Source organism: Cellulosimicrobium sp. SL-1, assembly GCF_011033075.1.
GTDB lineage: Bacteria > Actinomycetota > Actinomycetes > Actinomycetales > Cellulomonadaceae > Cellulosimicrobium > Cellulosimicrobium funkei.
Genome location: NZ_JAACJC010000012.1, coordinates 42,560 through 68,380 on the forward strand (window position 1 = coordinate 42,560; position 25,821 = coordinate 68,380).

27 protein-coding genes and 1 pseudogene are annotated in these 25,821 nt (G+C 74.2%); 17 read left to right on the forward strand and 11 right to left on the reverse strand.

All coding sequences use genetic code 11. The annotated features are described in order from the left end of the window. The first annotated feature begins 47 nt into the window (after positions 1-47). Positions 48-1,295, forward strand: coding sequence for an MFS transporter (locus GWJ10_RS17595; protein ID WP_163188747.1), 1,248 nt, complete (start codon positions 48-50; stop codon positions 1,293-1,295). A gap of 660 nt (positions 1,296-1,955) precedes the next feature. Here GWJ10_RS17595 and GWJ10_RS17600 read toward each other — a convergent pair. Further along, on the reverse strand, positions 1,956-2,441 hold the full coding sequence (locus GWJ10_RS17600; protein WP_163188748.1) for a DUF6328 family protein: 486 nt from the start codon (positions 2,439-2,441) through the stop codon (positions 1,956-1,958). Between the two features lie 93 nt (positions 2,442-2,534). On the opposite strand from GWJ10_RS17600, the gene GWJ10_RS17605 reads away from it, so the two are divergent. After that, a complete protein-coding gene (locus GWJ10_RS17605) occupies positions 2,535-3,266 on the forward strand; it encodes a PAS and ANTAR domain-containing protein (RefSeq protein WP_061267800.1) in 732 nt (243 codons plus the stop codon). 14 nt (positions 3,267-3,280) lie between these two features. On the opposite strand, the gene GWJ10_RS17610 is transcribed toward GWJ10_RS17605, so the two are convergent. The 3 genes from GWJ10_RS17610 to GWJ10_RS17620 form a co-directional block, all read right to left on the reverse strand. Next, positions 3,281-4,072, reverse strand: a complete 792-nt coding sequence (locus GWJ10_RS17610) for a GAF and ANTAR domain-containing protein (RefSeq protein WP_241005886.1) — start codon at positions 4,070-4,072, stop codon at positions 3,281-3,283. A gap of 272 nt (positions 4,073-4,344) precedes the next feature. After that, positions 4,345-5,205, reverse strand: coding sequence for an SDR family oxidoreductase (locus GWJ10_RS17615; protein ID WP_163188749.1), 861 nt, complete (start codon positions 5,203-5,205; stop codon positions 4,345-4,347). Between the two features lie 61 nt (positions 5,206-5,266). Further along, positions 5,267-6,016, reverse strand: coding sequence for a PAS and ANTAR domain-containing protein (locus tag GWJ10_RS17620; protein WP_061267802.1), 750 nt, complete (start codon positions 6,014-6,016; stop codon positions 5,267-5,269). Positions 6,017-6,121: 105 nt separating this feature from the next. Between GWJ10_RS17620 and glp the strand changes: the two genes are divergently transcribed. Further along, positions 6,122-7,450 carry a gephyrin-like molybdotransferase Glp gene (gene glp / locus GWJ10_RS17625; protein WP_163188750.1) on the forward strand — a complete coding sequence of 443 codons (1,329 nt, stop codon included), beginning with the start codon at positions 6,122-6,124 and terminating at the stop codon, positions 7,448-7,450. Positions 7,451-7,468: 18 nt separating this feature from the next. On the opposite strand, the gene GWJ10_RS17630 is transcribed toward glp, so the two are convergent. Beyond that, positions 7,469-8,140: an AIM24 family protein gene (locus GWJ10_RS17630; protein ID WP_074803386.1), complete on the reverse strand. Its 672-nt coding sequence runs from the start codon at positions 8,138-8,140 to the stop codon at positions 7,469-7,471. 82 nt (positions 8,141-8,222) lie between these two features. On the opposite strand from GWJ10_RS17630, the gene moaC reads away from it, so the two are divergent. The 4 genes from moaC to GWJ10_RS17650 are packed head-to-tail and all read left to right on the forward strand — an operon-like array spanning position 8,223 to position 9,954. Beyond that, complete coding sequence (moaC, locus tag GWJ10_RS17635; protein ID WP_163188751.1) at positions 8,223-8,693, forward strand: cyclic pyranopterin monophosphate synthase MoaC; 471 nt, start codon at positions 8,223-8,225, stop codon at positions 8,691-8,693. Further along, positions 8,690-9,424 carry an NTP transferase domain-containing protein gene (locus GWJ10_RS17640; protein ID WP_241005887.1) on the forward strand — a complete coding sequence of 245 codons (735 nt, stop codon included), beginning with the start codon at positions 8,690-8,692 and terminating at the stop codon, positions 9,422-9,424. The genes moaC and GWJ10_RS17640 overlap by 4 nt, the downstream gene beginning before the upstream one ends. Continuing rightward, entirely contained in the window at positions 9,421-9,714 is a 294-nt protein-coding gene (locus GWJ10_RS17645; RefSeq protein WP_163188752.1) for a DUF6457 domain-containing protein, read from the forward strand. The genes GWJ10_RS17640 and GWJ10_RS17645 overlap by 4 nt, the downstream gene beginning before the upstream one ends. A 3-nt stretch (positions 9,715-9,717) precedes the next feature. Then, positions 9,718-9,954: a MoaD/ThiS family protein gene (locus tag GWJ10_RS17650; protein ID WP_163188753.1), complete on the forward strand. Its 237-nt coding sequence runs from the start codon at positions 9,718-9,720 to the stop codon at positions 9,952-9,954. Between the two features lie 105 nt (positions 9,955-10,059). Here the strand turns inward: GWJ10_RS17650 and GWJ10_RS17655 are convergent, their stop codons facing one another. Next, complete coding sequence (locus GWJ10_RS17655) at positions 10,060-10,569, reverse strand: MogA/MoaB family molybdenum cofactor biosynthesis protein (protein WP_163188754.1); 510 nt, start codon at positions 10,567-10,569, stop codon at positions 10,060-10,062. 210 nt (positions 10,570-10,779) lie between these two features. On the opposite strand from GWJ10_RS17655, the gene GWJ10_RS17660 reads away from it, so the two are divergent. The 5 genes from GWJ10_RS17660 to GWJ10_RS17680 all read left to right on the forward strand — a co-directional run bounded on the left by GWJ10_RS17660 (position 10,780) and on the right by GWJ10_RS17680 (position 18,893). Then, positions 10,780-14,712 carry a nitrate reductase subunit alpha gene (locus tag GWJ10_RS17660; protein WP_241005888.1) on the forward strand — a complete coding sequence of 1,311 codons (3,933 nt, stop codon included), beginning with the start codon at positions 10,780-10,782 and terminating at the stop codon, positions 14,710-14,712. Positions 14,713-14,767: 55 nt separating this feature from the next. Beyond that, complete coding sequence (gene narH / locus GWJ10_RS17665) at positions 14,768-16,669, forward strand: nitrate reductase subunit beta (protein WP_241005889.1); 1,902 nt, start codon at positions 14,768-14,770, stop codon at positions 16,667-16,669. Then, the gene (gene narJ, locus GWJ10_RS17670) at positions 16,666-17,421 is read left to right on the forward strand and encodes a nitrate reductase molybdenum cofactor assembly chaperone (RefSeq protein ID WP_163188755.1); all 756 of its coding nucleotides are present in this window, start codon (positions 16,666-16,668) and stop codon (positions 17,419-17,421) included. The genes narH and narJ overlap by 4 nt, the downstream gene beginning before the upstream one ends. A 5-nt stretch (positions 17,422-17,426) precedes the next feature. After that, positions 17,427-18,176, forward strand: coding sequence for a respiratory nitrate reductase subunit gamma (gene narI, locus GWJ10_RS17675; protein WP_163188756.1), 750 nt, complete (start codon positions 17,427-17,429; stop codon positions 18,174-18,176). Between the two features lie 141 nt (positions 18,177-18,317). Continuing rightward, positions 18,318-18,893 (forward strand): DoxX family protein, encoded by a 576-nt coding sequence (locus GWJ10_RS17680; protein WP_206158433.1) that lies wholly within the window; start codon positions 18,318-18,320, stop codon positions 18,891-18,893. A gap of 116 nt (positions 18,894-19,009) precedes the next feature. Here GWJ10_RS17680 and GWJ10_RS17685 read toward each other — a convergent pair whose 3' ends face one another. Further along, positions 19,010-19,498 (reverse strand): GNAT family N-acetyltransferase, encoded by a 489-nt coding sequence (locus tag GWJ10_RS17685; protein WP_241005890.1) that lies wholly within the window; start codon positions 19,496-19,498, stop codon positions 19,010-19,012. Between the two features lie 343 nt (positions 19,499-19,841). Between GWJ10_RS17685 and GWJ10_RS17690 the strand changes: the two genes are divergently transcribed. After that, positions 19,842-20,174 carry a hypothetical protein gene (locus GWJ10_RS17690; protein WP_043652484.1) on the forward strand — a complete coding sequence of 111 codons (333 nt, stop codon included), beginning with the start codon at positions 19,842-19,844 and terminating at the stop codon, positions 20,172-20,174. Positions 20,175-20,302: 128 nt separating this feature from the next. Here GWJ10_RS17690 and GWJ10_RS17695 read toward each other — a convergent pair whose 3' ends face one another. The 4 genes from GWJ10_RS17695 to GWJ10_RS17710 form a co-directional block, all read right to left on the reverse strand. Further along, on the reverse strand, positions 20,303-20,515 hold the full coding sequence (locus tag GWJ10_RS17695) for a hypothetical protein (RefSeq protein ID WP_163188757.1): 213 nt from the start codon (positions 20,513-20,515) through the stop codon (positions 20,303-20,305). A gap of 15 nt (positions 20,516-20,530) precedes the next feature. Further along, positions 20,531-20,884, reverse strand: coding sequence for a lipopolysaccharide assembly protein LapA domain-containing protein (locus GWJ10_RS17700; RefSeq protein ID WP_082774471.1), 354 nt, complete (start codon positions 20,882-20,884; stop codon positions 20,531-20,533). Between the two features lie 126 nt (positions 20,885-21,010). Next, entirely contained in the window at positions 21,011-22,108 is a 1,098-nt protein-coding gene (locus GWJ10_RS17705) for an acyl-CoA desaturase (RefSeq protein WP_206158434.1), read from the reverse strand. Next, on the reverse strand, positions 22,092-22,544 hold the full coding sequence (locus GWJ10_RS17710) for a hypothetical protein (protein WP_051027704.1): 453 nt from the start codon (positions 22,542-22,544) through the stop codon (positions 22,092-22,094). Before GWJ10_RS17710 ends, GWJ10_RS17705 begins: the two co-directional genes overlap by 17 nt. 313 nt (positions 22,545-22,857) lie before the next feature. On the opposite strand from GWJ10_RS17710, the gene GWJ10_RS19910 reads away from it, so the two are divergent. The 4 genes and pseudogenes from GWJ10_RS19910 to GWJ10_RS19915 all read left to right on the forward strand — a co-directional run. Continuing rightward, positions 22,858-23,163, forward strand: coding sequence for a DUF6221 family protein (locus GWJ10_RS19910; RefSeq protein WP_043652489.1), 306 nt, complete (start codon positions 22,858-22,860; stop codon positions 23,161-23,163). Positions 23,164-23,676: 513 nt separating this feature from the next. Continuing rightward, positions 23,677-24,081, forward strand: a complete 405-nt coding sequence (locus GWJ10_RS17720) for a helix-turn-helix transcriptional regulator (protein ID WP_163188758.1) — start codon at positions 23,677-23,679, stop codon at positions 24,079-24,081. Beyond that, positions 24,078-24,929 carry a molybdate ABC transporter substrate-binding protein gene (gene modA, locus GWJ10_RS17725; protein ID WP_163188759.1) on the forward strand — a complete coding sequence of 284 codons (852 nt, stop codon included), beginning with the start codon at positions 24,078-24,080 and terminating at the stop codon, positions 24,927-24,929. Before GWJ10_RS17720 ends, modA begins: the two co-directional genes overlap by 4 nt. 25 nt (positions 24,930-24,954) lie before the next feature. Further along, positions 24,955-25,713 (forward strand): annotated as a pseudogene (locus tag GWJ10_RS19915) (ABC transporter permease); the annotation flags it as partial. Between the last annotated feature and the right edge of the window lie 108 nt (positions 25,714-25,821).

The following is a 25,821-nucleotide window of genomic DNA, read 5'->3' on the forward strand; positions in this document are numbered from 1 at the left end:
ACGACCTCCCCCGTGCCCGACGACGGGCACCTCCCCCAGGAGTCGCCATGGCGCAGCAGGACGCGGGCAGGGCCGCCGGACCCTCCGCGACGACGACGTCGACGTCCACCTCCCCGACCCTCATGCTCGTCCTCGCGACCATCGGGTTCGCGGTGAACTTCTGGGCCTGGGCGCTCATCAGCCCGCTCGGTGCGGCGTACGGGCAGCAGTACGACCTCACGGACGTGCAGGTGTCCGTGCTCGTCGCCGTGCCGGTGGTCGTCGGGTCGCTCGGCCGCATCCCCGTCGGGGCGCTCACCGACCGGTACGGCGCGCGCGTCATGTTCCCGCTGGTCAGCGCGTTGACGATCCTGCCCGTGCTGTTCGTCGGGCTCGTCGCGGACAGCTTCGTCTGGCTCATCGTCGGCGGCTTCTTCCTCGGTCTCGGCGGCACCGCGTTCGCCGTCGGGGTGCCGTTCGTCAACGCGTGGTACCCGCCCGCGCGGCGTGGCACCGCCGTCGGGATCTTCGGCATGGGCATGGGCGGCACCGCGATCTCCGCGTTCACCACCGTCCGCATCCGCGACGCGTGGGGCGACGCCGCCCCGTTCCTCCTCGTCGCCGCCGTCCTCGCGGTGTTCGCCGTCGTGTCGTGGCTGCTGCTGCGCGTCCCGCCCGGCCGGGCGACCGCCCCCGCCGGCGGGTTCTGGTCCCGCACCTGGGCGACGTTCCGCCTCCCCGCCACCCTGCAGCTGTCCTGGCTGTACGCCGTCGGGTTCGGCGGGTTCGTCGCGTTCTCCGTCTACCTGCCGACGTTCCTCGTCAACGCCTACGACCTCACCGCGTCCGACGCCGCGGCCCGCACCGCCGGGTTCGTCGTGCTCGCCGTCGTCATGCGGCCCGTCGGCGGCGCGCTGTCCGACCGGTTCGGCGGCGTGCCGGTGTCCGTCGCGTGCTTCGCCGTCGTCACGGCGCTCGCCGCGGTCGTCGCGTTCCAGCCGTCGCTCGTGCCGGTCGGGACGATCGCGTTCCTCGGCCTCGCTGCCGCGCTCGGTGCGTCGTCGGGCGCGACGTTCGCCCTCGTCTCGAAGGTCGCACCGGTCGAGAAGGTCGGTGCGGTCACGGGCCTCGTCGGCGCGGCGGGCGGCCTCGGCGGGTTCATCCCGCCGCTGCTCATGGGCGCCGTCTACCAGCTCGAGGGCACGTACGGCCTCGGCTTCGGCCTGCTCGCCCTCACCGCACTGCTGACCCTGCTCTTCACCCTCGGCCCCGTCCGTCGAGGCGTCCAGGCCCGCGCCTCCGCGTCGTCCTCCTGACTCTCCGAGAGAGTCCGTGGTCACACGAGGTAGAGCCGTGGTTACGCGAGGTAGAGCCGTGGTCACGCGAGGTAGAGCCGGGGTCACGCGAGGTAGAGCCGTGGTCATGCCCGACGGCGCGTGGTCGCCCCGGGTGGGCGGGGTGGGCGGTGGTGCCGCGTCTACCATCCGCCGCTCGTTCCTCGCGGCTCCCGCCAGGCCCGCCACGACGCGGCACCACCGCCCACCCCGCCCGGCGTCGTCTCACCTCTGGGTCTCCCCTGCCCGAGCGACTGCCCGCGGGGTCAGGTGCGCTCGCACCGCACGGCCCACCGGGTCACCGCGGTCGCGCCGGAACTCGGTGGCGAGCAGGTGATCTGGGCTCGTCCTGGTCGACTGACGGGCCACAATCACCTGCTCGCCGGAGGCCGCGGCCCATGGTGGACAGTGGGTGTCTCTCGACCCTCCGGGCCGGCGCGGGGCGGCCGGGGGGGTGGTGCCCGGTTCCACCACGGTCTTCGCCGTTGACCACGGCTCTACTTCGCGTGACCACGGCCCTACCTCGGCGAGCATCGGCTCTACCTCGCGTGACCACGGGTCTACCTCGGGCGACCACGGCTCTACTTCGGCGAACCAGGGCTCTACCTCTCTACCTCGCGCGACTGCGGTTCGATCGCGAGGTCAGTCCGACGCCGCGGTGCCGCGGGCGACGAGGCGCGGGAGGACGAACCAGAGGCCGACGAGCAGCACGAGCGCGCAGCCGCTCGACCACAGGGCCGCGGTGCGGTTCACGACGACGTCGACCACGAGCAGCACGGTCCCCGTGACGACGAACGCGAGGACGAGCACGCCGAACCGTGCGATCCGGTCGCTCAGGGTCACGAGCGTCGTCTTGCGGTGCCGGCGGAAGAGCGTGCGGTGCAGGCTCACGGGCGTCACGAACAGGCCGGTGGACAGCACGGCCAGCGCGACGAGCGCGAGGTAGACGCCGGTCTGGAAGGTGTCGAGGTCCCCGAAGCGCTGCTGGAACGGCAGCGTGAGGAGGAACCCCGTGAGGATCTGCACGCCCATCTGCATGACGCGCAGCTCCTGGAGGAGCTCCGCCCAGTTCCGGTCGGACCGTTCCTCGGCCGACTCGTCCCGCCCGTCGCTGACCTGGGTGGTCACGGTTTCCTCCCTCGCGCCGACGCTGGGATAATCTTCAGTCTGCTGGGGTCAGGAATCGGCTCCGTCCTGCTCGATCTCCGGGGACCCCCATCGATGGACGCTGCCCTGCCCGCCGACGCCACCGAACCCGACGACGTCGTCCCGCCCGCTCTCGCCGACCTCCTCGCCGCCCTCGGTCCGGGTGACCCCCAGCCGGTCGGCCGCTTCCGCGTGGACATCGCGACCGACTCGTGGTGGTGGTCGGACGAGGTGTACGAGATGCACGGTTTCGCGCCGGGCGAGGTCGTGCCGACGACCGCCCTCGTCCTGTCGCACAAGCACCCCGAGGACCGGGAGCGCGTCGCGAGCGAGCTCGCGCAGGCCGCGCGGACCGGGGAGCCGTTCGGGTCCATGCACCGCATCGTGGACGCGACGGGCGCGACTCGCACGCTCGCCGTCGCGGCGCAGGGGAAGAACCCGGGCGCGGAGCTGCCCTGGGCGCACGTGGTGGGCTACTTCGTCGACCTGACGACGGCGCACGCCGAGGCCGCGCGGCGGGAGGCGACCGCGTCGATCCGGGCCGCCGACGCGTCGCGATCGGTGATCGAGCAGGCCAAGGGCGTGCTCATGGCGGCGCTGCGCACGGGGCCCGACGACGCGTTCGAGGTGCTGCGCCGGCGCTCGAACGACGTGAACGTCCCCGTCCGCGAGCTCGCCCGTCGCCTCGTGGAGGGCGTGGTCGACGGCGCCGGGACGGCCGGGCCGCTGCTCGACGAGTCGGTCCGACTCCGGGTCGACACGCTGCTCGAGGCGTCGTGCGCCGATGAGCCCGGCGCGGGCGGCTGAGCCGTCGGGGGCGCTCAGCCCTCCTGGGGCGCGCCGACGCCGGGGATGCGCCGCGTCTCGACGATCTCCCGGGCGACGTCGACGAGCTTGATGTTCGCGTCCTGCGACACGCGGCTCATCACGGCGAACGCGCGGCCGGGAGTCAGGGAGTACCGCTCCATGATGATGCCCTGGGCCTGCCCGATGAGCGTGCGGGTCTGGACGGCGGACTGGAGCTGCTCCTCGGTCCGCGCGGCCGAGATCGCCGCGGCCGCGACGGCGGCGAACGTCGACGCGAGGTGGTGGGAGTCCGGGCCGAACGCGGCGCGCGACCCCGAGTACATGTTGAGCGCGCCGTGCGCGTTCTCCGAGGTGTAGAGCTGGACGCACAGCATGGAGCGGACGCCGAGCTCGCTCGAGACGCGCGGCGCCCACCGCGGCCAGCGCGGGTCCGTCGCGACGTCCCCGGACTCCACGAGCGCGTGCTCGCGGATGGCGTCGAGACACGGCCCCTCGTCGAACTCGTACTGGAGCGCATCGCCGCGCGCCACGAGCGGGCCCGAGACGGAAGCGCTCTCGATGCGGCGGCGGGTCACGAGCGAGATGCCCGCCTCGTCGCACCCGTCGACCATCGCGACGGCGAGCTCGACGACCCGGTCGAGGGTCTGCTGCAGCGTGGGCTCGTCGGCCAGCGCGCGGGCGGCGTCCGCCACGAGGCCCGCCACCGTCGCCTCCTCCGCCATCAGGTCGACGACGGGGACCTCGGTCAGCGGCGCTCCGGACCCTCCCGGGGTCGGCTCGGCGCTCGTTCCGCGATCGGTGCTCATGGGTGCTCTCCTTGTCTCCGCGGCAAGCCTACGTCGCGGAGAACCGGGGCACGTCGTGCCGGAGGCCCCGCCCGGGCGTCACCGGGGCGGGGCGGGGGCGGCGGCCGTCTCGCCCGCACAAGGCGTGGCGGCTGGTGACCCTCTCACGGGCGCCGTCGCTCTCGCGACGGTCCCGCCCCCGGACGGGCGCGGACGCCCACCCTCCGACCCTCCCGGGCGAGCCGCGGCCCTCGGCCGAACCGTCCGCGGCTCCCCCGGCGAGGAAGTGCCCGTCAGAACACGGGCTTGCCTCCCGTGACACCGAGCACGGTGCCGGACACGTAGCTCGCGTCCGTCGGGGAGGCGAGGAAGACGAACGCCGGAGCGACCTCCGCGGGCTGGCCCGCGCGCCCCAGCGGGGTGTCCTTCCCGAACTGCTCGATCTTCTCCTCGGGCTGGGTGGCCGGCTGGAGCGGCGTCCAGATCGGACCCGGCGCGACGGCGTTCACGCGGATGCCGCGCGGGCCGAGCTCGGCCGCGAGGTTCACCGTGAGGTTGTTGATCGCCGCCTTCGTCGACGCGTAGTCGAGGAGGGACGTCGACGGCTGGAACGCCTGGATCGACGAGTTGTTGACGATCGCCGCCCCCTCGCCCAGGTGCTCGAGCGCCGACTGCGTGATCCACAGCAGCGCGTAGAGGTTCGTCTTGAGCACCCGGTCGATCTCGTCGGTCGTGACGTCCTCGATCGACTCGCGCCGCGCCATCTGGAAGCCGGCGTTGTTGACGAGCACGTCGAGCCCGCCGAGCTCGGCCGCGGCGCGTCCGGGCAGGGCCCGTGCCGTCGCCTCGTCGGTGACGTCGCCGGGCAGGAGGGCGCACGTGCGGCCCGCCTCGCGGACCCAGCGCGCCGTCTCCTCGGCGTCCTCCTGCTCCTCCGCCAGGTAGCCGATGGCGACGTCGGCGCCCTCGCGCGCGAACGCGACGGCGACGGCACGACCGATGCCCGAGTCGCCGCCCGTGATCAGCGCCCGACGGCCCTCCAGCCGCCCGGTGCCGCGGTAGGACTGCTCGCCGTGGTCGGGCACCGGGTCCATGCGTCGGGTGAGGCCCGGGGGTTCCTGCTGCTGGGCCGGGAAGGCGGTCTCGTCGGTCATGGGGTTCCTCCTTCTCGTGTGGTTCTCGTCGTGCGCCTCGTCGTGCGCGGGGCCGCCCGGCTCAGGAGCGGGCCGGCTCGCGACGGCGTGCCAGCTGCGCCTCGTGGGCGCGGGGCCGTGCGACCGGACGGACGGCGGCGAACGCGCCCGCGACCGTGGCCTCGGCCGTCGGGCCGACCCCGCCGGCCTTGCTCAGCGCGCGCATGACCTGCGCGGCCGTCTCCTGGACGGGCACGCCGGCCTCGCCGGCCGCCTCCGCGAGGAGCTGGCCCGCCGCGACGTCGTCGACGCCGTGCACGGCCATGAGCACGCCCTTGACCTGCTCGACGGCGGCCTGCGCGACGAACGCGCGCGTGACGGCGCGCTGCGACTCGCGCTCCAGCGCCTCCTTGTGCGTCGGGGTGACGTCGACGACGTACCCCGCGATCTCGACGACGCGACCGCGCGCGTCCCGTCGGCCCTGTCCCGTCACGACGACGGACCGGGCCTTGCCGTGCCCGTCGACGATCCGGTGGGCGCACGAGAACGGGCGACCGGAACGGATCGCCTCCGTGGCGGCGCGCACCACGCGGGCGCGGTCGTCCGGATGCTTGCGCGAACGCAGCGCGTCGAGGCTGGGCTGGACGTCCCCCGGCGCCCAGCCGTGCATGGTGTACACCTCGTCCGACCACCACCACGTCCCGGTGCCGAGCTCGACGCGGTACTGCCCCACGAGGAGGTGCGTGCCCACGGCAAGCACCTCCGCGAGCGCTGCGGGGCGCACGGGCGCCGTCTGGTCGGGGCTGAGGGTGGTCACGGGGATCGAGGCCATGTCGTCCTCCCAAGGTTCGGGGGGCTTCGGGCCGCTTCATGACTCCGGTGCCCAACGTAGCCCACCCTCCCGAGGTCGGCACCCGGGCTCGGCTACGGTGCGGGCATGACGCGCGACCCGAGTCGGACGATCGTCCAGCACACCGCGGACGCGCTCGCGCTCGTCCACCCGACGGCGCCCGCGGACACCCCGCTGGAGGACGCCGTGGGGGCCGTCCTGGCCGCCGACGTCGTGTCCGCGCTGGACGCCCCCGCGTTCGACGCGTCCGCGATGGACGGGTACGCAGTGCGCGCGCAGGACGTGGCGGGGGCGACGCCGTCGGCGCCCGTGGTGCTGCGCGTCGTGGGCGACGTCGCGGCCGGGGACGCGGGTCCGGCCGGGCTCGACCTCGGCCTGGGACCGGGCGAGGCGGTCCGGATCATGACGGGCGCGCCCGTGCCGCCCGGGGCGGACGCCGTCGTGCCCGTCGAGCGCACGTCGACCGGCCGCTTCACGCCGGGCGCGGCCGGGAGCGGGCCGACGACGGTCGCGGTCCACGACGCGTCGCGCACCCACGTGCGGTCCCGCGGGGAGGACGTGCGGCGCGGCGACGTCGTCGTCGGGGCGGGCACCGTGCTCACCGCGCGGCACGTCTCGGTCGCGGCGTCCGCCGGGCACGCGGCCGTGCGCGTGCACCGCGCGCCGCGCGTCGCGGTGCTCTCCACCGGCAGCGAGCTCGTGGCCCCCGGGGCCACGCCGGGGCCGGGGCGGATCCCGGACTCCAACTCGGTCCTGCTCGCCGCGTCCGCGCGGGCCGCGGGCGCGCACGTGGTCCGGCGCGGGGCCGTGGGCGACTCCGCGGCGGCGCTCGTCGCGACGCTGGACGGGCTGCTCGACGCGTTCGACGGCGCCCCGCCCGACCTGCTCGTCAGCACCGGCGGGGTGAGCGCGGGGGCGTTCGACGTCGTGCGCGAGGTGCTCGACCCCGCGACCCGCGCGGGCACGCCGTGGCAGGACGCGGTCACCGACGCCCGGCTCGTCGCGGTCGGCATGCAGCCCGGCCGCCCGCAGGGTCTCGGACGCTGGCGGGGTGTGCCGTGGCTCGCGCTGCCGGGCAACCCCGTGAGCGCGTACGTGTCGTTCGAGCTGTTCGTGCGGCCCGTCGTGGACCGGCTGCGCGGCGTGCCCGGCACGGGCCGCCCGCTCGTCCGGCGCGTCGCCGCCGCGGGGTGGTCCTCGCCGCCTGGGCGCGAGCAGCTCGTCCTCGTGCGCCACACCGAGCCCGACGGCGCGCACGTCGTCCCCGCGGGCCGTCGCCCCGAGGAGGACGCGACGGCGCGCGGCTCCGGCTCGCACCGCCTGAGCGCGCTCGCGCACGCCGACGCGCTCGCCGTCGTCGGGGCCGACGTCACGGCCGTGGCACCGGGCGACCCCGTGCAGGTGCTGCTGCTCTGAACCCGGGGCCGGCCTCGATCACTTCGCCGCGGGCGGCGGGTGCCCCTCCGACGCCTGCACGACGACGATCCCGCGCCCCGAGAGCGCGAGCTGGTACGCCTCGCCGGACCCGCGGCCGATCGCGGCGCCGAGCTTCGCCGTCTTGCGGATCGAGGACTGCAGCGACGTGGACCACAGCACCGCGGCCTGCATGTCGACGAAGGTGGGGACGTCGACGTCGAGCACGACGGGCGTGCCGAACGCGGTGACGGCCAGCGCCCCGGTCCCGGTGAACGTCGTGTTGAACAGGCCGCCGCTGAGCATCGACGCCCCCTCGACCCGGTTGATGTCCCACGCGAGCGAGCTCTCGAACGCGAGCACGTTCGCGCCGTTGACCGTCACGCCCTCGTCCTCCAGATGGAGCACGAAGACCTGGTCCGCGTCCTGCGCGAGGAAGACGTCGCCGCTGCCCGAGACCTTCATGAGCGACATGCCCTCGCCCGTGAACGCCTTCTTGAACATCTTGCCGAGACCGCCGCTGCCCTCGTACGCGAAGTCGACGTCGCCCTGGTAGGCGACCATCGAGCCCTGCTTCGCGAAGAAGAACCCGCCCGTGCCGCGGAGGTCGACCTTGAGCATGCGGTCGTTCTGGAGCTGGAAGCTGCCGGGCTCGACGGAGCGCTCGGCGTGGTCGAGGAGTGAGCTGCGCATGGGCCGATCCTCCCGCCTGCGGCTCGCGAGCGCACCCGATCCCTGGCCGTCCGCGCGCGGCGCCGCGTGCGAGAGTGGCGGCATGAGCTTCACGCACCTCGACGAGCGCGGGCACGCGCGCATGGTCGACGTCACCGCCAAGCAGCCGACCGTCCGCTCCGCGACGGCGACGGGCACCGTGCGGTGCTCCCCCGAGATCGTCGCCGCTCTGCGCGACGGGACCGTCCCCAAGGGCGACGTGCTCGCCGTCGCGCGCGTCGCCGGGATCGCGGGCGCCAAGCGGACGGCGGAGCTCCTGCCGCTCGCGCACGTCATCGGGGTCCACGGGGCGGTCGTCGACCTCGTCGTGGGCGATCACGGCGTCGACGTCACCGCGACCGTCCGGACCGCGGACCGCACGGGCGTCGAGATGGAGGCGCTGACGGCCGTCGCCGTCGCGGGCCTCGCGGTCGTCGACATGGTCAAGGGCCTCGACAAGTCCGTCGAGCTCACCGACGTGCGGCTGGTGGCGAAGACCGGTGGCAAGTCCGGAGACTGGCACCGCGCGTCGTGACGGTCCCCCACCCCGACGACGGGTCGGCACCCGACGGGCCGGGTCGGCACCTCGAGCTGCCGATCCCCGCACGGGGTGCCGAACCGTCCCTCCCGTTCGACGCCGTCGTGCTGGCCGGGGGCCGGGCGGAGCGGCTCGGGACGCCCAAGCCCGGGCTCGTCGTCGGGGGTCGGCCGCTGCTGGAGCACGCGCTCGCGGCGACGACGGGCGCGGCGCGGACGGTCGTCGTCGGGCCGGCGGAGCTCGCCGCCCCGGGGCGCTACGTCCGCACGCGCGAGGACCCGCCGTTCGGGGGGCCCGTCGCCGGGATCGCGGCCGGGCTCGCCGCCCTGCCCGACGACGGCCGCGCACCCTGGGTGCTCGTGCTCGCGTGCGACGTCCCGCGGGCCGCCGAGGCGGTGCCCGCGCTGCTCGCCGCCGCCCGCCGCCGGAGCGGCGAGGTCGCCGTCCACGCGGTGCGCGACGGACGCGCCCAGTGGCTCGTCGGACTGTACGAGCGCGCGGCGCTCGATGCCGCGCTCGCCGCGCTGCCGACCGTCCAGGGCGCGCCGGTGCGGCGACTCCTCGCCGGTCTCCCCGCGATCGGCGTCCCCGACGACACGGGCGCCACCGACGACGTGGACACGTGGGAGGATGCCCGCGAGCAGGAGCGCCGCCTCGCCGCAGGCGCGCCCGCGGTGCCCGGCGCCCCGCCCGCCGGCACCCCCGACGACGGCAGGAGGCCACGATGACGAACCTCGAACGCTGGGTCGACGCGCTCGCGCAGGACCTCGACCTCGACCCGGAGGTCGTCGACATCGGCGCGGTCCTCGACCTCGCGCGCGACGCCGCGCACGGCATCGAGCGCCCCGCCGCGCCTCTCACGACGTTCGTCGCGGGCTACGTCGCCGGGCTCGCCGCGCACGACGGGTCGGGCCGCAGCGTGCAGGACGTGCTCGACCGGGCGACCGAGCTCGCGCTCGCGTGGACGCCGGAGCCCGAGCTGCCCGGCACCGCGGTCCCTGCCGAGACGCAGGACTGAGAGATGGCGACCGTCCGCTACTTCGCCGGCGCGCGCGACGCCGCCGGCACCGAGTCCGAGACCGTCGACGCGACGACGGTCGGCGAGCTGCACGCCGCGGTCGTCGCTCGGCACGCGGCGCTCGCCGACGTGCTGCCGCGCTGCTCGCTCCTCGTGGGGGGCGTGCGCGCGGCGAGCGACGGCACCCCCGTCGCCGCGGACGAGACGGTGGACGTCCTCCCCCCTTTCGCCGGCGGCTGACCCCGCCCGGCTGACCCCGCCCCGTGCCGAGCAGGCGGTCCTGGCTCGTCACGGCCCCGGGACCCGCCACGACCGCCTGGTCGACCCGCCGGGACGGCCCGGTCGTCAGTGGTCGCCGCCGTCGAGCTGGGCGAGGACGTGCGGCAGGAGCGGCTCGAGCACGGCCCAGCCGTCGCGCACCCCGCCCGTGGAGCCGGGGAGGTTGACCACGAGCGCGCGCCCGTGCGGGCCGGGCGCGACCCCCGCGACGCCGCGGGACAGCACCGCGGCGGGCACGTGCTCCGCGCCGCGCCGACGCAGCTCCTCCGCGATGCCCGGGACCTCCTGCGCCAGCACCTCGCGGGTGCCCTCGGGCGTGAGGTCGCGCGGCCCGACGCCCGTCCCCCCGGTCGTGAGCACGACGCGCGCTCCCCCGGCCACCGCCCGGGCGACCGCGTCTCGGACGGGGGCGACGCCGTCGGGCACGAGGTCGGTGACGACCGCCCAGCCCGCCGCCGCGAGCAGCCCCGCGAGGAGCGGTCCCGAGCGGTCCTCCGCCTCGCCGCGCGAGCAGCGGTCGGACACGGTGACGACGGCGACGGTCACGTCCGCGGGCCGTCCGGTGGGTGCGGTCATGGCGCCACGGTAGCGAGCCGGGCGGGGCGGGACCGCGGCGTGCGCTCGCCGCGCGCGATCCGGACGGTCTGGGCATAGTGGCTGTGGACCGACCGCCGCACCTGCTCGCCCAGGAGGCCTCATGTCGTACCTGTCCGTGCCGTCGTCGCCGCCGGCGCGCCGCCCCTGGTGGCGCCCGGTGGTCTCCGTGACGGACGGCGGGAGCGCGGCATGACGACGACGTCGGAGGGACCGGTCGAGGACGCGCTGCTGCGGCTCGGCAAGCACCTCAAGCGCGGGAAGGTCTCCGACGACCTGCGGCAGGTGTTCCTCACGGGCGGCCGCCAGGGCGACGTCTTCTACCGCGACCGCTGGTCCCACGACAAGGTCGTGCGCTCGACGCACGGCGTGAACTGCACCGGGTCGTGCTCGTGGAAGGTGTACGTCAAGGACGGCATCATCACGTGGGAGACGCAGCAGACCGACTACCCCTCCGTGGGGCCGGACTCGCCGGAGTACGAGCCGCGCGGCTGCCCACGCGGCGCCGCGTTCTCCTGGTACACCTACTCCCCCACGCGCGTGCGCTACCCCTACGTGCGCGGCGCGCTGCTCGACGCCTACCGCGCGGCCCGGGCCGCGACGGGCGACCCGGTGCTCGCGTGGCGGAAGGTCACGACCGACCCGGAGACCGCCCGCGCCTACAAGGCGGCGCGCGGCAAGGGCGGCCTCGTGCGCGCCACGTGGGACGAGGCGGCGGAGATCGTCGCCGCCGCGCACGTGCACACGATCGCGGCGTACGGGCCCGACCGCATCGCGGGGTTCTCCCCGATCCCGGCCATGTCGATGGTCTCCCACGGGGTCGGCGCGCGGTTCGTCCAGCTGCTCGGCGGCACCATGCTGTCGTTCTACGACTGGTACGCCGACCTGCCCGTCGCGTCCCCGCAGGTGTTCGGCGACCAGACCGACGTCCCGGAGTCCGCGGACTGGTGGAACTCGACGTACTGCATCATGTGGGGCTCGAACGTCCCCGTGACCCGCACGCCCGACGCCCACTTCATGACCGAGGCGCGCTACCGCGGCCAGAAGGTCATCGTCGTGTCGCCCGACTACGCGGACAACACGAAGTTCGCCGACGAGTGGCTCGCCCCGCACCCGGGCACCGACGGCGCGCTCGCCCAGGCCATGGGCCACGTGATCCTCACGGAGCACTACGCGCAGCGCCGCACCCCGCAGTTCGCGCAGTACGCGGCCCGCTTCACGGACCTGCCCCACCTCGTCGTGCTCGACGAGCGCGACGACGGCTCGGGCGGCGCGACGTACGTGCCCGGGAAGTTCCTCACCGCGGCGGACCTGCCCGACGGCGTCGGGCACCCCGGCGACGACGACGCGGGCTCGGCGAACGCGCGCTTCAAGACCGTCGTGCTCGACGCGGACGGCACCCCGCGCGTCCCGCACGGCAGCCTCGGCCACCGCTACGGCGAGGCCGACGCCGGGCGGTGGAACCTCGACCTCGGTGACATCGACCCGCTGCTCTCGGTAGCCGACCCGCACGGCGTCTTCTGGGGTGCGCCCCGGGCCGCTCCCACCCGCGACTCCGTCCCCGACCGCCCGGTGTCGGCCGACCGCGGCTCTACCTCGGCTGACCGCGGCTCTACCCCGGCGGACCAGGGCTCTACCCCGGCCGGGCACTCGTACGAGACGGTCGCCGTCGGGCTGCCGCGGTTCGACCTCGACCCGGCCCCGGGCGACGACGCGGGCGCGCACCTGGGCGGTGCGGGCGTCGTCGTGCGCGGCGTGCCGGCGCGGCGGGTCGGCGGGCGGCTCGTCACGACGGTGCTCGACCTGCTGCTCGCGCAGTACGGCGTGAACCGGCCGGAGCTCGGCCTGCCGGGCGAGTGGCCCGCCGGCTACGACGACGACGCGACGCCCGCCACCCCGGCGTGGCAGGAGCGGTTCACGGGCGTCCCGGCCGCGGCCGCCGCACGCATCGGGCGCGAGTTCGCGCAGAACGCGCTCGACTCGGGCGGGCGCTCGATGATCATCATGGGCGCGGGCACGAACCACTGGTTCCACTCGGACACGATCTACCGCGCGATGCTCGCGCTGACCACCCTCACCGGCTGCCAGGGCGTCAACGGCGGCGGGTGGGCGCACTACGTGGGGCAGGAGAAGTGCCGCCCCGTCACGGGCTGGGCGCAGTACGCGGGCGGCCTCGACTGGTCGCGACCGCCGCGCCAGATGATCGGCACCGCGTTCTGGTACCTCGCGACCGACCAGTGGCGGTACGACGGCCTGCCCGCGGACGCGCTCGCGTCGCCGCTCGCGCAGGGCCAGTTCTCCGGGCGCACGACGGCGGACGCGCTCGTCGAGTCCGCGCAGCGCGGCTGGATGCCGAGCTACCCGACGTTCGACCGCAACCCGCTCGACCTCGTGGACGAGGCCCGCGCGGCGGGCAAGGAGCCGGCACAGCACGTCGTCGACGAGCTCCGGGCCGGGACCCTCCGGTTCGCGTGCGAGGACCCCGACGACCCCGCGAACTTCCCGCGCGTCGTCACGGTGTGGCGCGCGAACATCCTCGGGTCGTCGGGCAAGGGCAACGAGTACTTCCTCCAGCACCTCCTGGGGACGGACGCCGCGGTCAACGCCGCGGAGTCCGGTCCCGAGCGGCGCCCGCGGTCGATGACGTGGCGCGAGGAGGCGCCGCGCGGCAAGCTCGACCTGCTCGTCACGCTCGACTTCCGGATGACGTCGACGACGCTGTTCTCGGACGTCGTGCTCCCCGCCGCGACCTGGTACGAGAAGCACGACCTGTCCTCGACGGACATGCACCCGTTCGTGCACTCGTTCAACCCGGCGATCGACCCGCCGTGGCAGACGCGCACGGACTTCGACATCTTCCACACCGTCGCGGCGAAGGTCTCCGAGCTCGCGGTGACGCACCTCGGGGTGCGGGAGGACCTCGTCGCCGCCCCGCTCGCGCACGACACCCCGGACGAGATGGCCGTCCCGCACGGCGCGCTCACCGACTCGGGGCGGCCCGTGACGGAGCGCGAGCTCGTGCCGGGCGTGACGATGCCGAAGCTCGTCGTCGTCGAGCGCGACTACCCGGCGTTCGCCGCGCGCATGGCCGCGCTCGGCCCCCTCACCGAGAAGGCGGGCATGGCGACCAAGGGCGTGCAGTTCTCGCCCGGGCCGGAGGTCGCGGACCTCGGCCGGCGCAACGGGATCGTGCCCGACGGCCCCGCCGCCGGTCGTCCGCGCCTCGGCCGCGACACGCACGCGTGCGAGATGATCCTCGCCCTCTCGGGGACGACGAACGGTCGCCTCGCCGTGCAGGGGTTCGAGCACGTCGAGCGCCGCACGGGCACGCCCCTGGCGGACCTCGCCCGCGACGAGCAGGGCAAGCGCGTGACGTTCCCCGACGTCCAGTCCCGCCCGACGCCGGTCATCACCTCGCCCGAGTGGTCGGGCTCGGAGCACGGCGGGCGCCGGTACTCGGCGTTCGTCGTCAACGTGGAGCGGCTCAAGCCGTGGCACACCCTCACGGGTCGGCAGCACTTCTACCTCGACCACGACTGGATCATCGAGCTCGGCGAGCACCTGCCGGTCTTCCGGCCGCCGCTCGACATGCACCGGCTGTTCGGCGACTCGCCCGTCGTGGGCGACACCTCGCCGTCGGGCTACCCGGGGTCCGCCGGGCACGCGGAGGTCGCGGTGCGGTACCTGACCCCGCACAACAAATGGGCGATCCACTCGGAGTACCAGGACAACCTCTTCATGCTGTCGCTCTCGCGCGGCGGGCCGGGCATCTGGATGAGCCCGGCCGACGCCGCCAAGATCGGCGTCGCGGACAACGAGTGGGTCGAGGCGTACAACCGCAACGGCGTCGTGGTGGCGCGCGCGATCGTCAGCCACCGGATGCCCGAGGGCACGGTCTACATGTTCCACGCGACCGACCGCACGATCGACGTCCCGCTCGCCGAGACGTCGGGCCTGCGCGGCGGCATCCACAACTCGCTCACGCGCATCCTGCTCAAGCCGACGCACCTCGCGGGCGGGTACGCCCAGCTCTCGTACGCGTTCAACTACCTCGGGCCGACCGGGAACCAGCGCGACGAGATGACGGTCGTCCGGCGCCGGAGCCAGGAGGTGCGGTACTCGTGACGCGGACGGACGCAGCAGGCGGCCTCGGGCCGGCCGGCCGGGAGGGGGTGACGTCGTGCGGGTGATGGCGCAGATGTCGATGGTCATGAACCTCGACAAGTGCATCGGGTGCCACACGTGCTCGGTGACGTGCAAGCAGGCGTGGACGAACCGCACGGGCGTGGAGTACGTGTGGTTCAACAACGTCGAGACGCGTCCCGGGCTCGGGTACCCGCGCACCTACCAGGACCAGGAGCGCTGGCAGGGCGGCTGGGTGCGGACGAAGAAGGGCCGGCTCAAGCTCCGCGCCGGCGGCCGCCTGAAGAAGCTCGCGACGATCTTCTCCAACCCGAAGCTCCCCTCGATCCACGACTACTACGAGCCGTGGACCTACGAGTACGACATGCTGCTCTCGTCGCCGCAGGGGCAGCACACGCCCGTCGCCCGGCCGAAGTCGCTGCTCACGGGCGGTGACATCAACATCTCGTGGTCCGCGAACTGGGACGACGACCTCGGCGGCTCGACCGCGACCATGCAGGACGACCCCGTGCTCCAGCACATGTCGGAGCACGTGGCCACCGAGCTCGACAAGACGTTCATGTTCTACCTGCCGCGCATCTGCGAGCACTGCCTCAACCCGGCGTGCGTCGCGTCGTGCCCGTCGGGAGCCATGTACAAGCGGGCCGAGGACGGCATCGTGCTGGTCGACCAGGACCAGTGCCGGGGCTGGCGCATGTGCGTCACCGGGTGCCCGTACAAGAAGGTCTACTTCAACCACAAGACCGGCAAGGCCGAGAAGTGCACGCTCTGCTACCCACGCATCGAGGTCGGCCTGCCGACCGTGTGCTCGGAGACGTGCGTCGGGCGCCTGCGCTACCTCGGCCTCGTCCTCTACGACGCCGACAAGGTCACCGAGGCCGCGAGCGTGGAGGACGAGCACGAGCTCCTCGCCTCGCAGCGCGCCGTCTTCCTCGACCCGAACGACCCCGAGGTCGTGGCCGCCGCGCGTGCGGAGGGCATCCCCGACGACTGGATCACGGCCGCCCAGCGCTCGCCGATCTGGGACCTGATCTCGCGCTACGAGGTCGCGCTGCCCCTGCACCCCGAATACCGCACGCTGCCGATGGTCTGGTACATCCCGCCGCTGTCCCCCGTCGTCGACGTCGTCGCCGCCTCCGGGAACGACGGCGAGGACGGGCGCACGCTGTTCGCCGCGATCTCGAAGATGCGCATCCCGCTCGAGTACCTCGCCGGACTGTTCACGGCGGGCGACACCGCCCCGGTGGAGCGCGTGCTGCGCCGTCTGGCCGCCATGCGGTCGTACATGCGCGACATCAACCTCGGCCGCGTGGCCGACGAGCGGACGGCGGCCGCGGTCGGCATGACCGGTGCCCAGGTCGAGGAGATGTACCGCCTGCTCGCCGTCGCGAAGTACGAGGACCGGTACGTCATCCCGACCGCGCACACCGAGATCGCGCGCGAGCTCGACGAGCTCGGCAGCCGTGACGAAATGTCATGTTCCCTCGACTACGACGGCGGCCCCGGCATGGGTGGCATGGGCCTCACGGGCGGCGGACCGTTCGGCGAGACGTCGGGCAGCCCGGTGCCGGTCGCGGTCGAGAACTTCCACGTGCTCCAGGCGCGGCAGACGGCGGACTCGCCCTACGGGCCGTCGACCCCCGGTCGCGTCAACCTCCTCAACTGGGACGGCAACGGGCGACCGCCCGGCCTCTTCCCGCCGGGCGAGGGGCCGGAGCCGGGCGACGTGGCGGGCGCACCCGGCGGCGTCACGCCGGGCGGCCCGGGGTCGTTGCCGGGCGGGCGCCAGGACGCGCGGCACGACACGATCCCCGGTCCCCCGCCGCCCGGTAGACCCGCGCCCGACGGACCCGCACCCGGCGGGCCGGCGGGTGGTCCGGCGCGCGGTCCCGCGCCCGGGAGCGTTCCCGGCGTCGAGCCCGACGGAGGCACCCGATGAGGGCGCGCTCCCTGCTCCCGACCCCGGCCCTGCGGCCCGGGGCACGGCCTCGGGGTCCGCAGCCCGACCACCTGGCCCCGGTCGCGACGTCGGCCGCCCAGCGCCGCACCGCCCACATGGCCGCGTCGCTGCTGCTGGCCTACCCGGACGAGGACGTGCTCGCCGCGGTCGACGCCGTCCGCGCGTCCGCCCCGAGCCTGCCCAGCCCCGTCCGCGAGCGCCTGGAGGACTTCTGCGACGTGCTCACGACGCCGGGCGGGCCGGACCTGCGCGAGCTCCAGGCGCGGTACGTCGCGACGTTCGACCTCAAGCGGAAGTGCTCGATGTACCTCTCGTACTACGCGGCGGGCGACACCCGCCGGCGCGGGACGGCGCTCGTCGCGTTCGTCGAGGCGTACCGCGCGGCCGGGTGGGAGGTCACGGGCTCGGAGCTGCCCGACTACCTGCCGACGGTGCTCGAGTTCTCGGCCCGGACCACGGGCGACGACGCGACGATCGCCGCCGGTCTGCTCGCGTCCCACCGCGACGGCATCGAGGTGCTGCGCACGGCGCTCGAGAGCGCGCGCAGCCCCTGGACCGGGGTCGTCGAGGCCGTGTGCCTCACGCTGCCGCCGCTCGACGAGCGCACGCAGCAGCGGTACGTCGAGCTCGTGACGGCGGGGCCGCCCGCCGAGCTCGTGGGCATGGAGCCCTTGGCGCTCGAGCCGTACGGCACGGGCGCGCCCGACCGGCCGGGAGGTGCGGTGCGATGAACGGGGTGAGCACCGGAGAGGTCCTGCTGTGGGTCGTGCTCCCGTACGTGACGTTCGCGGTGTTCGTCGTGGGCTCGATCTGGCGGTACCGGTACGACAAGTTCGGCTGGACGACGCGGTCGAGCGAGCTCTACGAGAAGCGGCTGCTGCGCCTCGGCTCGCCGCTCTTCCACGTCGGCCTGCTGTTCGTGATCCTCGGGCACCTGCTGGGGCTCGTGATCCCGGAGTCGTGGACGGAGGCGGTGGGGATCCAGGAGGTCGCCTACCACTTCGTCGCGACGTACATGGGGTCGGTCGCGGCCGTCGTGCTCGTCGCGGGCCTGCTCATCCTCATCTACCGCCGCCGCACGTCCGGCCCCGTCTTCCGCGCGACGACGCGCATGGACAAGACGATGTACGTGTTCCTCGCGGCGTCGATCCTGCTCGGGTCGTGGGCCACGGTGCAGACACAGCTCCTCGCCGACGGCCTCGGGTACGACTACCGCCAGACCATCTCGCCGTGGTTCCGCTCGCTCTGGTACCTCCAGCCGCAGCCGGAGCTCATGGCGGGCGTGCCCGCGGCGTTCCAGCTCCACGTCGTCGCGGCGAACCTGCTGTTCATCCTGTGGCCGTTCACGCGGCTCGTGCACGCGTTCTCCGCCCCGGTGCCGTACCTGTTCCGCCCGTACGTCGTGTACCGCTCGCGCGACGCGTCGGTCGCCGCGCGCGCCCCGCGGCCGGGCTGGGACCCCTCGGAGCGCCCGCGCTCGCGCTGACCCTCGGGGCCGGTCGGGGTGGCCCGGCCGACGCTCGTCGGCGGGTGAATTCGGCCCGACGCCGTCCCCAGGACCCCCTGCGACGCCCTCCCTCCCGGGGCGGTCACCCCGACCGCGACCGTCTCCGGAAGAGGTTCCCGCATGTCCACCACCGCCCCGACGACCGCCGGTCGTCCCCGCGCCACCCGCCCGTCCGCGCCGTCGGCGGCGGACGCCACGCGCGCCCGCCGCCGTCGCGCCGCCCTCGTGCCCGCACGCCTCGCGGGCCGGGTGGACGCCGCCGTCGCCGCGACCGCGCGCGTCCTCACCCGCTGGTCCGTGCCCGCGCTGCGCGTCGCTCTCGGTCTCGTGTTCCTCGGGTTCGGCGTCCTCAAGCTCGTCCCCGGCGCGAGCCCGGCGGCCGCGATCGCGGCTCGCACCGTCGAGACGCTCACGCTCGGCCTCGTCGGCGGGACTGCGGCCGTGGTCCTCACCGCGGTCCTGGAGACGTTCATCGGCCTGACGCTCCTCACCGGCCGGCTGCTCCGCGCGGGGCTGCTCGCGCTCGCCGTCGCGATGGCCGGGATCCTCTCGCCGATCGTGCTGTTCGCGGGCGAGCTGTTCGGCCACGGCATGACCCTCATGGGCCAGTACGTGCTCAAGGACCTCGTCCTCGTGGCCGGCGCGGCCGTCGTCGCCGCCGTCGCGCTCGGGGCGCGCCTGCGCCTCGACGCATGAGGCGTGGCGCTCCCCCGCCACCGCACGGTCGCGAGGTAGAGCCCCCGGTCGTGACGTAGAGCGCGGCGGGCTCTACCTCGCGACCGGAGGTTCTACCCCGGTGCAGGGTGGCCCCGTCAGGCGAGCGAGAGCGTCAGGTACGTGCTGTTCGGGTCGTCGGTGTAGTCGGCGAACGGGGCGCACGGCACGAACCCGTGGCGCGCGTAGAGCCGTCGCGCCGCCGCGAAGTAGTCCTCGGTTCCCGTCTCCAGGCTCACGCGGTCCAGGCCAAGGTCGCGCGCGACGTCGAGCAGGTGCGCGAGGACCGTGGCGGCGACGCCCCGGCCCCGTGCGGCCGCCGTCGTGCGCATGGACTTGAGCTCGCCCAGCGTCGCGTCGTGCTGCTTGAGGGCGCCGCACCCGAGGAGCCCGCCGTCCGCGGACCGCGCGGTGACGAACGTGATGTCCGGCGCGCGCAGGCGCTCGACGTCGAGCGCGTGCACGCTCTCGGGCGGCGACGTCGCGTGCATGTCGTCCAGGTGCTCCTGCAGCAGCGCCAGCACGTCGGGGGTCGTCGGGTCCTCCACGACGACGCGGACGTCGTCCCGGGTGGTCGTCTCGCTCACGCGCCGAGCGTGCCACACCCGGCGCAGGAGACGACGCGGCCCCTGATCGCAGACGGCTCGCCAGCCACCACGAACCCGTTCTGCGCGTCCGGGTCGGGGCGCCGTGGGCGGCGTCGGAGCGGGAGAGGCGGCGCGGGCGTTCGAGGGCTCGCCGTCGTCGATGGGGTCGGGCGTACCCGCACCGCCACCGTGCCTCGAGTCGGAACACGATCGGGCAACCGAGGCGCGCACTGACGACGGCTGCTGGACCTGGTGACCGACCACCGCCGAAGCGGCGAGTGTGAGAGGTTGGAAGCCGACAGTGTTCCCGCGTCGGCCGGCCTCAACGGAAAAAGGCACCCGCATGGCTCACGAGAGCGACCCGGCCACCTATCCCCCCGTCCCGTTGCACGGAGGCCTGCGATCCAGCCCCGACTCGTGGGAGCTGTGGGGCGAGATCGACTACGCCGTCGTCGAGTCCGCGCAACCTCGCCCGAGCCCGGCCCACGGGGCGCTGCACATCGATGCCTCGCGCGTCACGTTCCTGGACTCCGCCGGTGTCAGCCTCCTCCTGCTCGCCGCCAGCGCCCCTCTGCGGCCGATCATCCTGGGCTGCAGCGACTACGCCCGAGACGTGCTCGAGCTCGCAGGAGCGTCGGACCTCTTCGTGTGGAGCACCACACGACCCTCCGCGTAGCCGATCGACCAGGCCACGCCCGACCAACGGTCAGTCGTGACAACGGCACGTCCCGCGATCCTGCTCCGACTGACGACCGACGTCCTCCATCGGGAGTTCAGGTACCAGGCGGTGCGTCGAGCTCGCGGTCACCGAGGTGGTGGCCGGGTGGCTCCCACACGCTGGTTCCATGCGGCGACGGCCGTGTCGAGGCGCGCGCGTGCGGCGACGTAGAGGACGAGATCGACGGGCGCCCCCTGGTCGACGACCGAGACGACGTCTTCCATCTCGCGCTGGGAGGCGTCGATCTCGCCGACGAGGTCGGCGGGTCGGTGGGTCGAGATCTCCCGGTCGTCGGTCATCGGTGCGCCGCGGTGCTAGACCTGGTGTGCGAGGCGTCGGCGGAGCTGGTGGATGCGCAGGGTGCCGACGACGAGGGCGACGATCCCGACGCCGATGCCTGCGATGAGCAGTGCCAGGGCGAGCGGGACGGAGCCTTGCCAGCCGAGGAACGAGACGACCACGAGCTGCGTGTTCTGGAGCATGAACACGATGAGTGCGACCAGGACGAGGGCGGCGACGCACAGGCCGACCCACGTGGCCCCCGTACGGGTGCGGGGAGTTCTTGTCGGGTTGCCCGACGTGCGGGACACGCGTGAGTCGGGACGGCTGCCTGACACGCCGGCGGTGGGCTGTCCGTTCGTGGCGGAGCTGAGCGGGGTGGTGGCCATGGTGGCCTCCTTGCGGTTCCGGGCCCGCGCACCTCAGACGGGGCACGTTCGCCGCGGATGACTCGACCCTACGCCCTCGACCTGGGAACGAACCTGGGAGCGGCTGTACGCGCGGGCCCGATGTCCCTAGCGGCCGAGGCTGGCGGCAAGGGGGCAGGAGAACGGTTCGCGGGCGCGTCCGGGGACGTCGTTGAGGTACTGGACGACGATCCGGTAGGAGGTGAAGAACCCTACCTCGGTGTAGGTCACGCCGAGCTGGGAGCAGTACTCGCGCACGAGGGGCTGGACGCGCTTGAGGTTCGGTCGGGGCATGCTCGGGAACAGGTGGTGCTCGACCTGGCGGTTGAGGCCGCCCATGAAGAAGTCGACGACCGGGCCGCCGCGGATGTTGCGGGACATGAGGACCTGGCGGCGCAGGAAGTCGACGTCCGCGGTCGCCGGGACGATCGGCATGCCCTTGTGGTTCGGGGCGAACGCGCCGCCGAGCAGGATGCCGAAGACCGCGAGCTGCACGGCGAGGAACGCCGCCGCGAGGGTCGGGGGGAGCAGGAAGCCGAGCACCACCAGGTAGAGGACGAGCCGCCCGAGCAGGACCGGGACCTCCACGCCACGGTGCGGCACGGGCCGACGGCCGAGCACCCGGCGCACGCTCGCGACGTGCAGGTTGAGGCCCTCCAGGGCGAGCAGGGGGAAGAAGTACCAGCCCTGCCGACGTGCCAGCCACCCTCGCCAGCCGTGACGGCTCGCGATGACGGCGGGCGTGAACGCGATCACGCCCGGTGAGATGTCAGGGTCGTGGCCCTCCTGGTTCGGGGCGGCGTGGTGGGCGTCGTGCTTCGTCGTCCACCAGGCGTGGCTGAGCCCGACGAGCGCGTTCGCGAGGATGCGAGCGGTCCAGTCGTTCCAGGCCCGCGACCGGAACACCTGCCGGTGGGAGCTGTCGTGGCCCAGGAACGCGAGCTGGGCGAGCACGAGAGCGAGCACCACGGCCAGCAGGAGCTGCCACCAGGAGTCACCCACCAGGACGATCCCCGCCCAGACGGCACCGAACGCGGCGACCGTCAGGACCAGCCGGGTCCAGTAGTAGCCGTACCGCCGACGCAGCAGCCCGGACTCGCGCACGATCTTCGCCAGCACCGAGTAGTCGCGAGCCGTCGCCCGCGCCGCAGGCAGCGCGCGGACCGTCAGGATCTGGGGCGTCGGCGCCTCACTCGAAGCGGACACGGTCGGCCTCGGCCTTCACGCTCGCGGCACGCACCGCCTCGGCCTCGCGCCAGGCCTCGAGCTCGTCCGCCCGCCTGGTCCGTTCCGTCGCGATCGCCTCCTGGGTGTCCCGGATCACCGTCGCGATCTCGTGGGCGAGCCCGCCGGAGAGCATGGCGAGGTTCGTGTTCTCGATGAGCAGGCGCCGGTCCTCCACCCGCAGCCTGACCCCCGCATAGCCGTGATCGGCGAGCAACGTCGTGACGGCAGGCAGCTCGAGCAACGCTTGCTCCGGGCCCGACACGCGGCGGGAGAACACGGCGGTCACGGTGTAGAGGGGGGGCTCCGCGTCGGTGCCGAGCTCGCGCGGCAGCGCAGTGTCCAGGACGCCCCGCAGCTGCAGTGCGGTGTCCTGCACCCGGCCGAAGGACGTGGCAGGAGGAGTGGTGGTGCTCATGGTGACGTCCGATGCTCGGAACCGGCGGGCCGGCTCGCATCCGCTGCCGTCGCGGCAGTCGGTGAGGCGTCAGACGCCCCACTCAAGGAGATCGGTGCGTCCTCCAGGTCGGGTTCATAACCCCCGTCGTCGTCCCACCGCGCGCCCGAGGTGTCCTCGTCCGGGGCATTCATCTCGCCCGGCGTCCGAGAGCCTTCTCGATCGGCGTCGCGTGGGCCGATCCGGCGATCAACCACACTTCGACACTACACCTGGACGGGTTGCTCGCTGTGTCCACGAGAGACTGTCCAGCCGTCGGTGGGAGGATGAGCAGATGGCCTTGACGGAGTTCCTCCTCGCTCGGATCGACGAGGACGAAGCAGCGTGCGCGACCCTCGAGGACGGGCCAGGACCTCCAGCGCCGTGGTCATGCTCACGCATCCTGACGGAGTGCGCGATGAAACGACGCATCATCACCCTCGCCTACGAGGCCACGGGGTACGACATGACCGCCGACCTGGAGCGCGACACCGACGAGCGCGCCCAGAGCGGCATCGCCTTCGTCGGTGACCGCATCCTGCGAGCACTCGCCACGCCCTACGCCGAGCACCCGGACTTCGACCCCACCTGGCGCACCTGATGACTCGCCTCACCAGGTGTGGCGAGCGGGCCACGGAGGGCGCATCGTGAGAGACGCGTCCACGTGTCGCGGGGAATGCCGGTCGTGAAGCAGCCCGCTGCCGGCGGACCTCCCGGGCCACGACGGCGTACTGCAACCATCAGGGTCGCGAAGACTGCGCCGAGAACGTGAGCCGCCATGAGCGTCATCGAGAAGTGGATCGCCGTGGACTGTCCGGGCTGCGGTGGCCCAGCCCGTGCCCGCGTCCTGCACATCATCGCCTGGGGCTCGATCCCCGGCTCCCGCGTCCCGCACCGAGTCAGCATCCTGTGCCCGCTTCACTGTCCGATCACTCGCGACGAAGCGGCATCGGCCGTACCCGTGTGCCCCGAGTGCCAGGTGCACGTCGCCTAGACCCGCTCCAGGGGCGTGCTCGGGGAAGCGGGAAGACTGCACCTCCCCAGCCGGGCCGCGAAGCCCAGCACCACACCTCGTCGGGTGACACTCCGCAGACGCGGGTCTAGGGTCGCCTTCATGCCGCACTTTCGGATCCGCGAGGCCGCGGGTCTGCTCGGGGTCAGCGACGACACCGTCCGCCGCTGGGTCGACGCCGGGGACCTCGCCGCGAGCGCCGACGACGCCGGGCGCAAGGTGGTCGACGGCGCGGAGCTCGCGCGCTTCGCCGTCGCGCAGTCGCACCCGACGCCCGACCCCTCGGGCGTCGCCCGCTCGGCGCGCAACCGGTTCGTGGGGATCGTGACGGACGTCGTGAGCGACACCGTCATGTCCCAGGTCGAGATGCTCTGCGGCGGCCAGCGCGTCGTGTCGCTCATGAGCACGGAGGCCGTGCGCGAGCTGCGGCTCGAGCCCGGCAGCCTCGCCGTCGCGGTGGTCAAGGCGACGACCGTCATCGTCGAGACCCCCGGAGGAGCCGCGTGAGCGCGTCCGCCCGCACGACCACCCGCCGCGCCACCGGGGGCCCTCTCGCGGCGCTCGGGGCGGCGGCCCTGGTCGCCGGCCTCGCCGCGTGCGCCACGGGCGCGGGGACCGACGACGGCGCCGCCCCGGACGCCGCGCGCACGACGGCCGCGGACCGCACCCTCACCGTGCTCGCCGCGGCCTCGCTGCGCGACGTGTTCACCGACCTCGCGACGGACTTCGAGGACGAGCACGACGGCGTGACCGTCGCCCTGTCGTTCGCCGGGTCGTCCGACCTGGGCGACCAGATCCTCGCCGGCGCGCCGGCCGACGTCTTCGCGTCCGCGGACGAGCGCTCCATGGCGCGCGTCGTGGACGCGGGGGACGCCGCCGACCCCGTCGCGTTCGCGACGAACACGCTGACGATCGTGACACCGCCCGGCAACCCCGCGGGTGTCGAGACGTTCGCCGACCTCGCGCGGGACGACGTCAAGGTCGTCGTGTGCGCGCCGCAGGTGCCGTGCGGCAGCGCGACCGACACCGTCGCCGAGGCCGCGGGCGTGACCGTCCACCGCGTGAGCGAGGAGGCCAGCGTCACCGACGTGCTCGGCAAGGTGACGGCGGGCGAGGCCGACGCGGGGCTCGTCTACGTCACCGACGCGGCGCTCGCGGGCGACGACGTCGAGGTCGTGGCCGTGCCCGAGACGAGCGCCGCGCTCAACGTCTACCCGATCGCGCTCGTCGCGGCAGGTGAGGAGTCCGGCCCGGAGCAGGTCACGCTCGCGCAGGCGTGGGTGGACCTCGTCACCGGCGACGCCGGGCAGGCCGCGCTCGCCGCCGCCGGCTTCGGCACGCCCGACGCACCGTGACCCCCGTGCCTCCCGGCGGCTCCTGATGCGCGGCCTGCCCCGCTGGGTCCTCGTCCCCGCGCTGCTGGGCGCGCTGTTCGTCGTCGTGCCCGTGGCGGCGATGGTCGGGCGCGTGGAGCTCACGCCGGGGCCGGACGGGACCGGCGGCTTCTGGGCGCTCGTGACCTCTCCGGCGGCTCTCGACGCGCTCGGCCTGTCGCTGCGCACGGCGCTCGCCGCGACGGCGTGCTGCGTGGTGCTCGGCGCGCCCATGGCTCTCGTCCTCGCGCGCACCACGTTCCCGGGGCAGCGCGTCGCACGCGCCCTCGTGCTCCTGCCGCTCGTGCTGCCGCCCGTCGTGGGCGGCATCGCGCTCCTGCACACGTTCGGGCGCCGGGGCCTGGTCGGCCGGCACCTCGAGGTGCTGGGGATCGAGGTCGCGTTCACGACGACGGCCGTCGTGCTGGCGCAGACGTTCGTCGCGCTGCCGTTCCTCGTGCTCAGCCTGGAGGGTGCGCTGCGCAGCCAGGACACGCGCCTCGAGGACGTCGCCGCGACGCTCGGCGCGCGGCCCACGACCGTCCTGCGGCGGGTCACGCTCCCCCGCGTCCTGCCGGGCCTGCTGTCCGGCGCCGTGCTCGCGTTCGCGCGCGCCCTCGGCGAGTTCGGGGCGACCCTGACGTTCGCGGGCGCGCTGCAGGGCGTCACGCAGACCCTGCCGCTCGAGATCTACCTCCAGCGCAGCGCGGACCCGGACAGCGCGGTCGCGCTGTCGTTCGTGCTCGTCGCGGTGGCGGTCCTCATCACCGCGGTCGTCCACGGGCCCGGCGTGCTCGGGGGCCCCGGCACCCGGCCGCGGCGAGGCGCCCGGGGCTCGGAGCCCGACGGCGGCCCGCGCCCCCGCGCCGTCGTC

Coding starts and splice junctions, on each gene's coding strand:
- GWJ10_RS17595 (WP_163188747.1), top strand. CDS start 48: ATGGCGCAGCAGGACGCGGGCAGGGCCGCCGGACCCTCCGCGACGACG.
- GWJ10_RS17605 (WP_061267800.1), top strand. CDS start 2,535: ATGGACGCTGCCCTGCCCGCCGACGCCACCGAACCCGACGACGTCGTC.
- GWJ10_RS17610 (WP_241005886.1), bottom strand. CDS start 4,072: ATGAGCACCGATCGCGGAACGAGCGCCGAGCCGACCCCGGGAGGGTCC.
- GWJ10_RS17615 (WP_163188749.1), bottom strand. CDS start 5,205: ATGACCGACGAGACCGCCTTCCCGGCCCAGCAGCAGGAACCCCCGGGC.
- GWJ10_RS17620 (WP_061267802.1), bottom strand. CDS start 6,016: ATGGCCTCGATCCCCGTGACCACCCTCAGCCCCGACCAGACGGCGCCC.
- glp (WP_163188750.1), top strand. CDS start 6,122: ATGACGCGCGACCCGAGTCGGACGATCGTCCAGCACACCGCGGACGCG.
- GWJ10_RS17630 (WP_074803386.1), bottom strand. CDS start 8,140: ATGCGCAGCTCACTCCTCGACCACGCCGAGCGCTCCGTCGAGCCCGGC.
- moaC (WP_163188751.1), top strand. CDS start 8,223: ATGAGCTTCACGCACCTCGACGAGCGCGGGCACGCGCGCATGGTCGAC.
- GWJ10_RS17645 (WP_163188752.1), top strand. CDS start 9,421: ATGACGAACCTCGAACGCTGGGTCGACGCGCTCGCGCAGGACCTCGAC.
- GWJ10_RS17650 (WP_163188753.1), top strand. CDS start 9,718: ATGGCGACCGTCCGCTACTTCGCCGGCGCGCGCGACGCCGCCGGCACC.
- GWJ10_RS17655 (WP_163188754.1), bottom strand. CDS start 10,569: ATGACCGCACCCACCGGACGGCCCGCGGACGTGACCGTCGCCGTCGTC.
- GWJ10_RS17660 (WP_241005888.1), top strand. CDS start 10,780: ATGACGACGACGTCGGAGGGACCGGTCGAGGACGCGCTGCTGCGGCTC.
- narJ (WP_163188755.1), top strand. CDS start 16,666: ATGAGGGCGCGCTCCCTGCTCCCGACCCCGGCCCTGCGGCCCGGGGCA.
- GWJ10_RS17680 (WP_206158433.1), top strand. CDS start 18,318: ATGTCCACCACCGCCCCGACGACCGCCGGTCGTCCCCGCGCCACCCGC.
- GWJ10_RS17690 (WP_043652484.1), top strand. CDS start 19,842: ATGGCTCACGAGAGCGACCCGGCCACCTATCCCCCCGTCCCGTTGCAC.
- GWJ10_RS17695 (WP_163188757.1), bottom strand. CDS start 20,515: ATGACCGACGACCGGGAGATCTCGACCCACCGACCCGCCGACCTCGTC.
- GWJ10_RS17700 (WP_082774471.1), bottom strand. CDS start 20,884: ATGGCCACCACCCCGCTCAGCTCCGCCACGAACGGACAGCCCACCGCC.
- GWJ10_RS17710 (WP_051027704.1), bottom strand. CDS start 22,544: ATGAGCACCACCACTCCTCCTGCCACGTCCTTCGGCCGGGTGCAGGAC.
- GWJ10_RS19910 (WP_043652489.1), top strand. CDS start 22,858: ATGGCCTTGACGGAGTTCCTCCTCGCTCGGATCGACGAGGACGAAGCA.
- GWJ10_RS17720 (WP_163188758.1), top strand. CDS start 23,677: ATGCCGCACTTTCGGATCCGCGAGGCCGCGGGTCTGCTCGGGGTCAGC.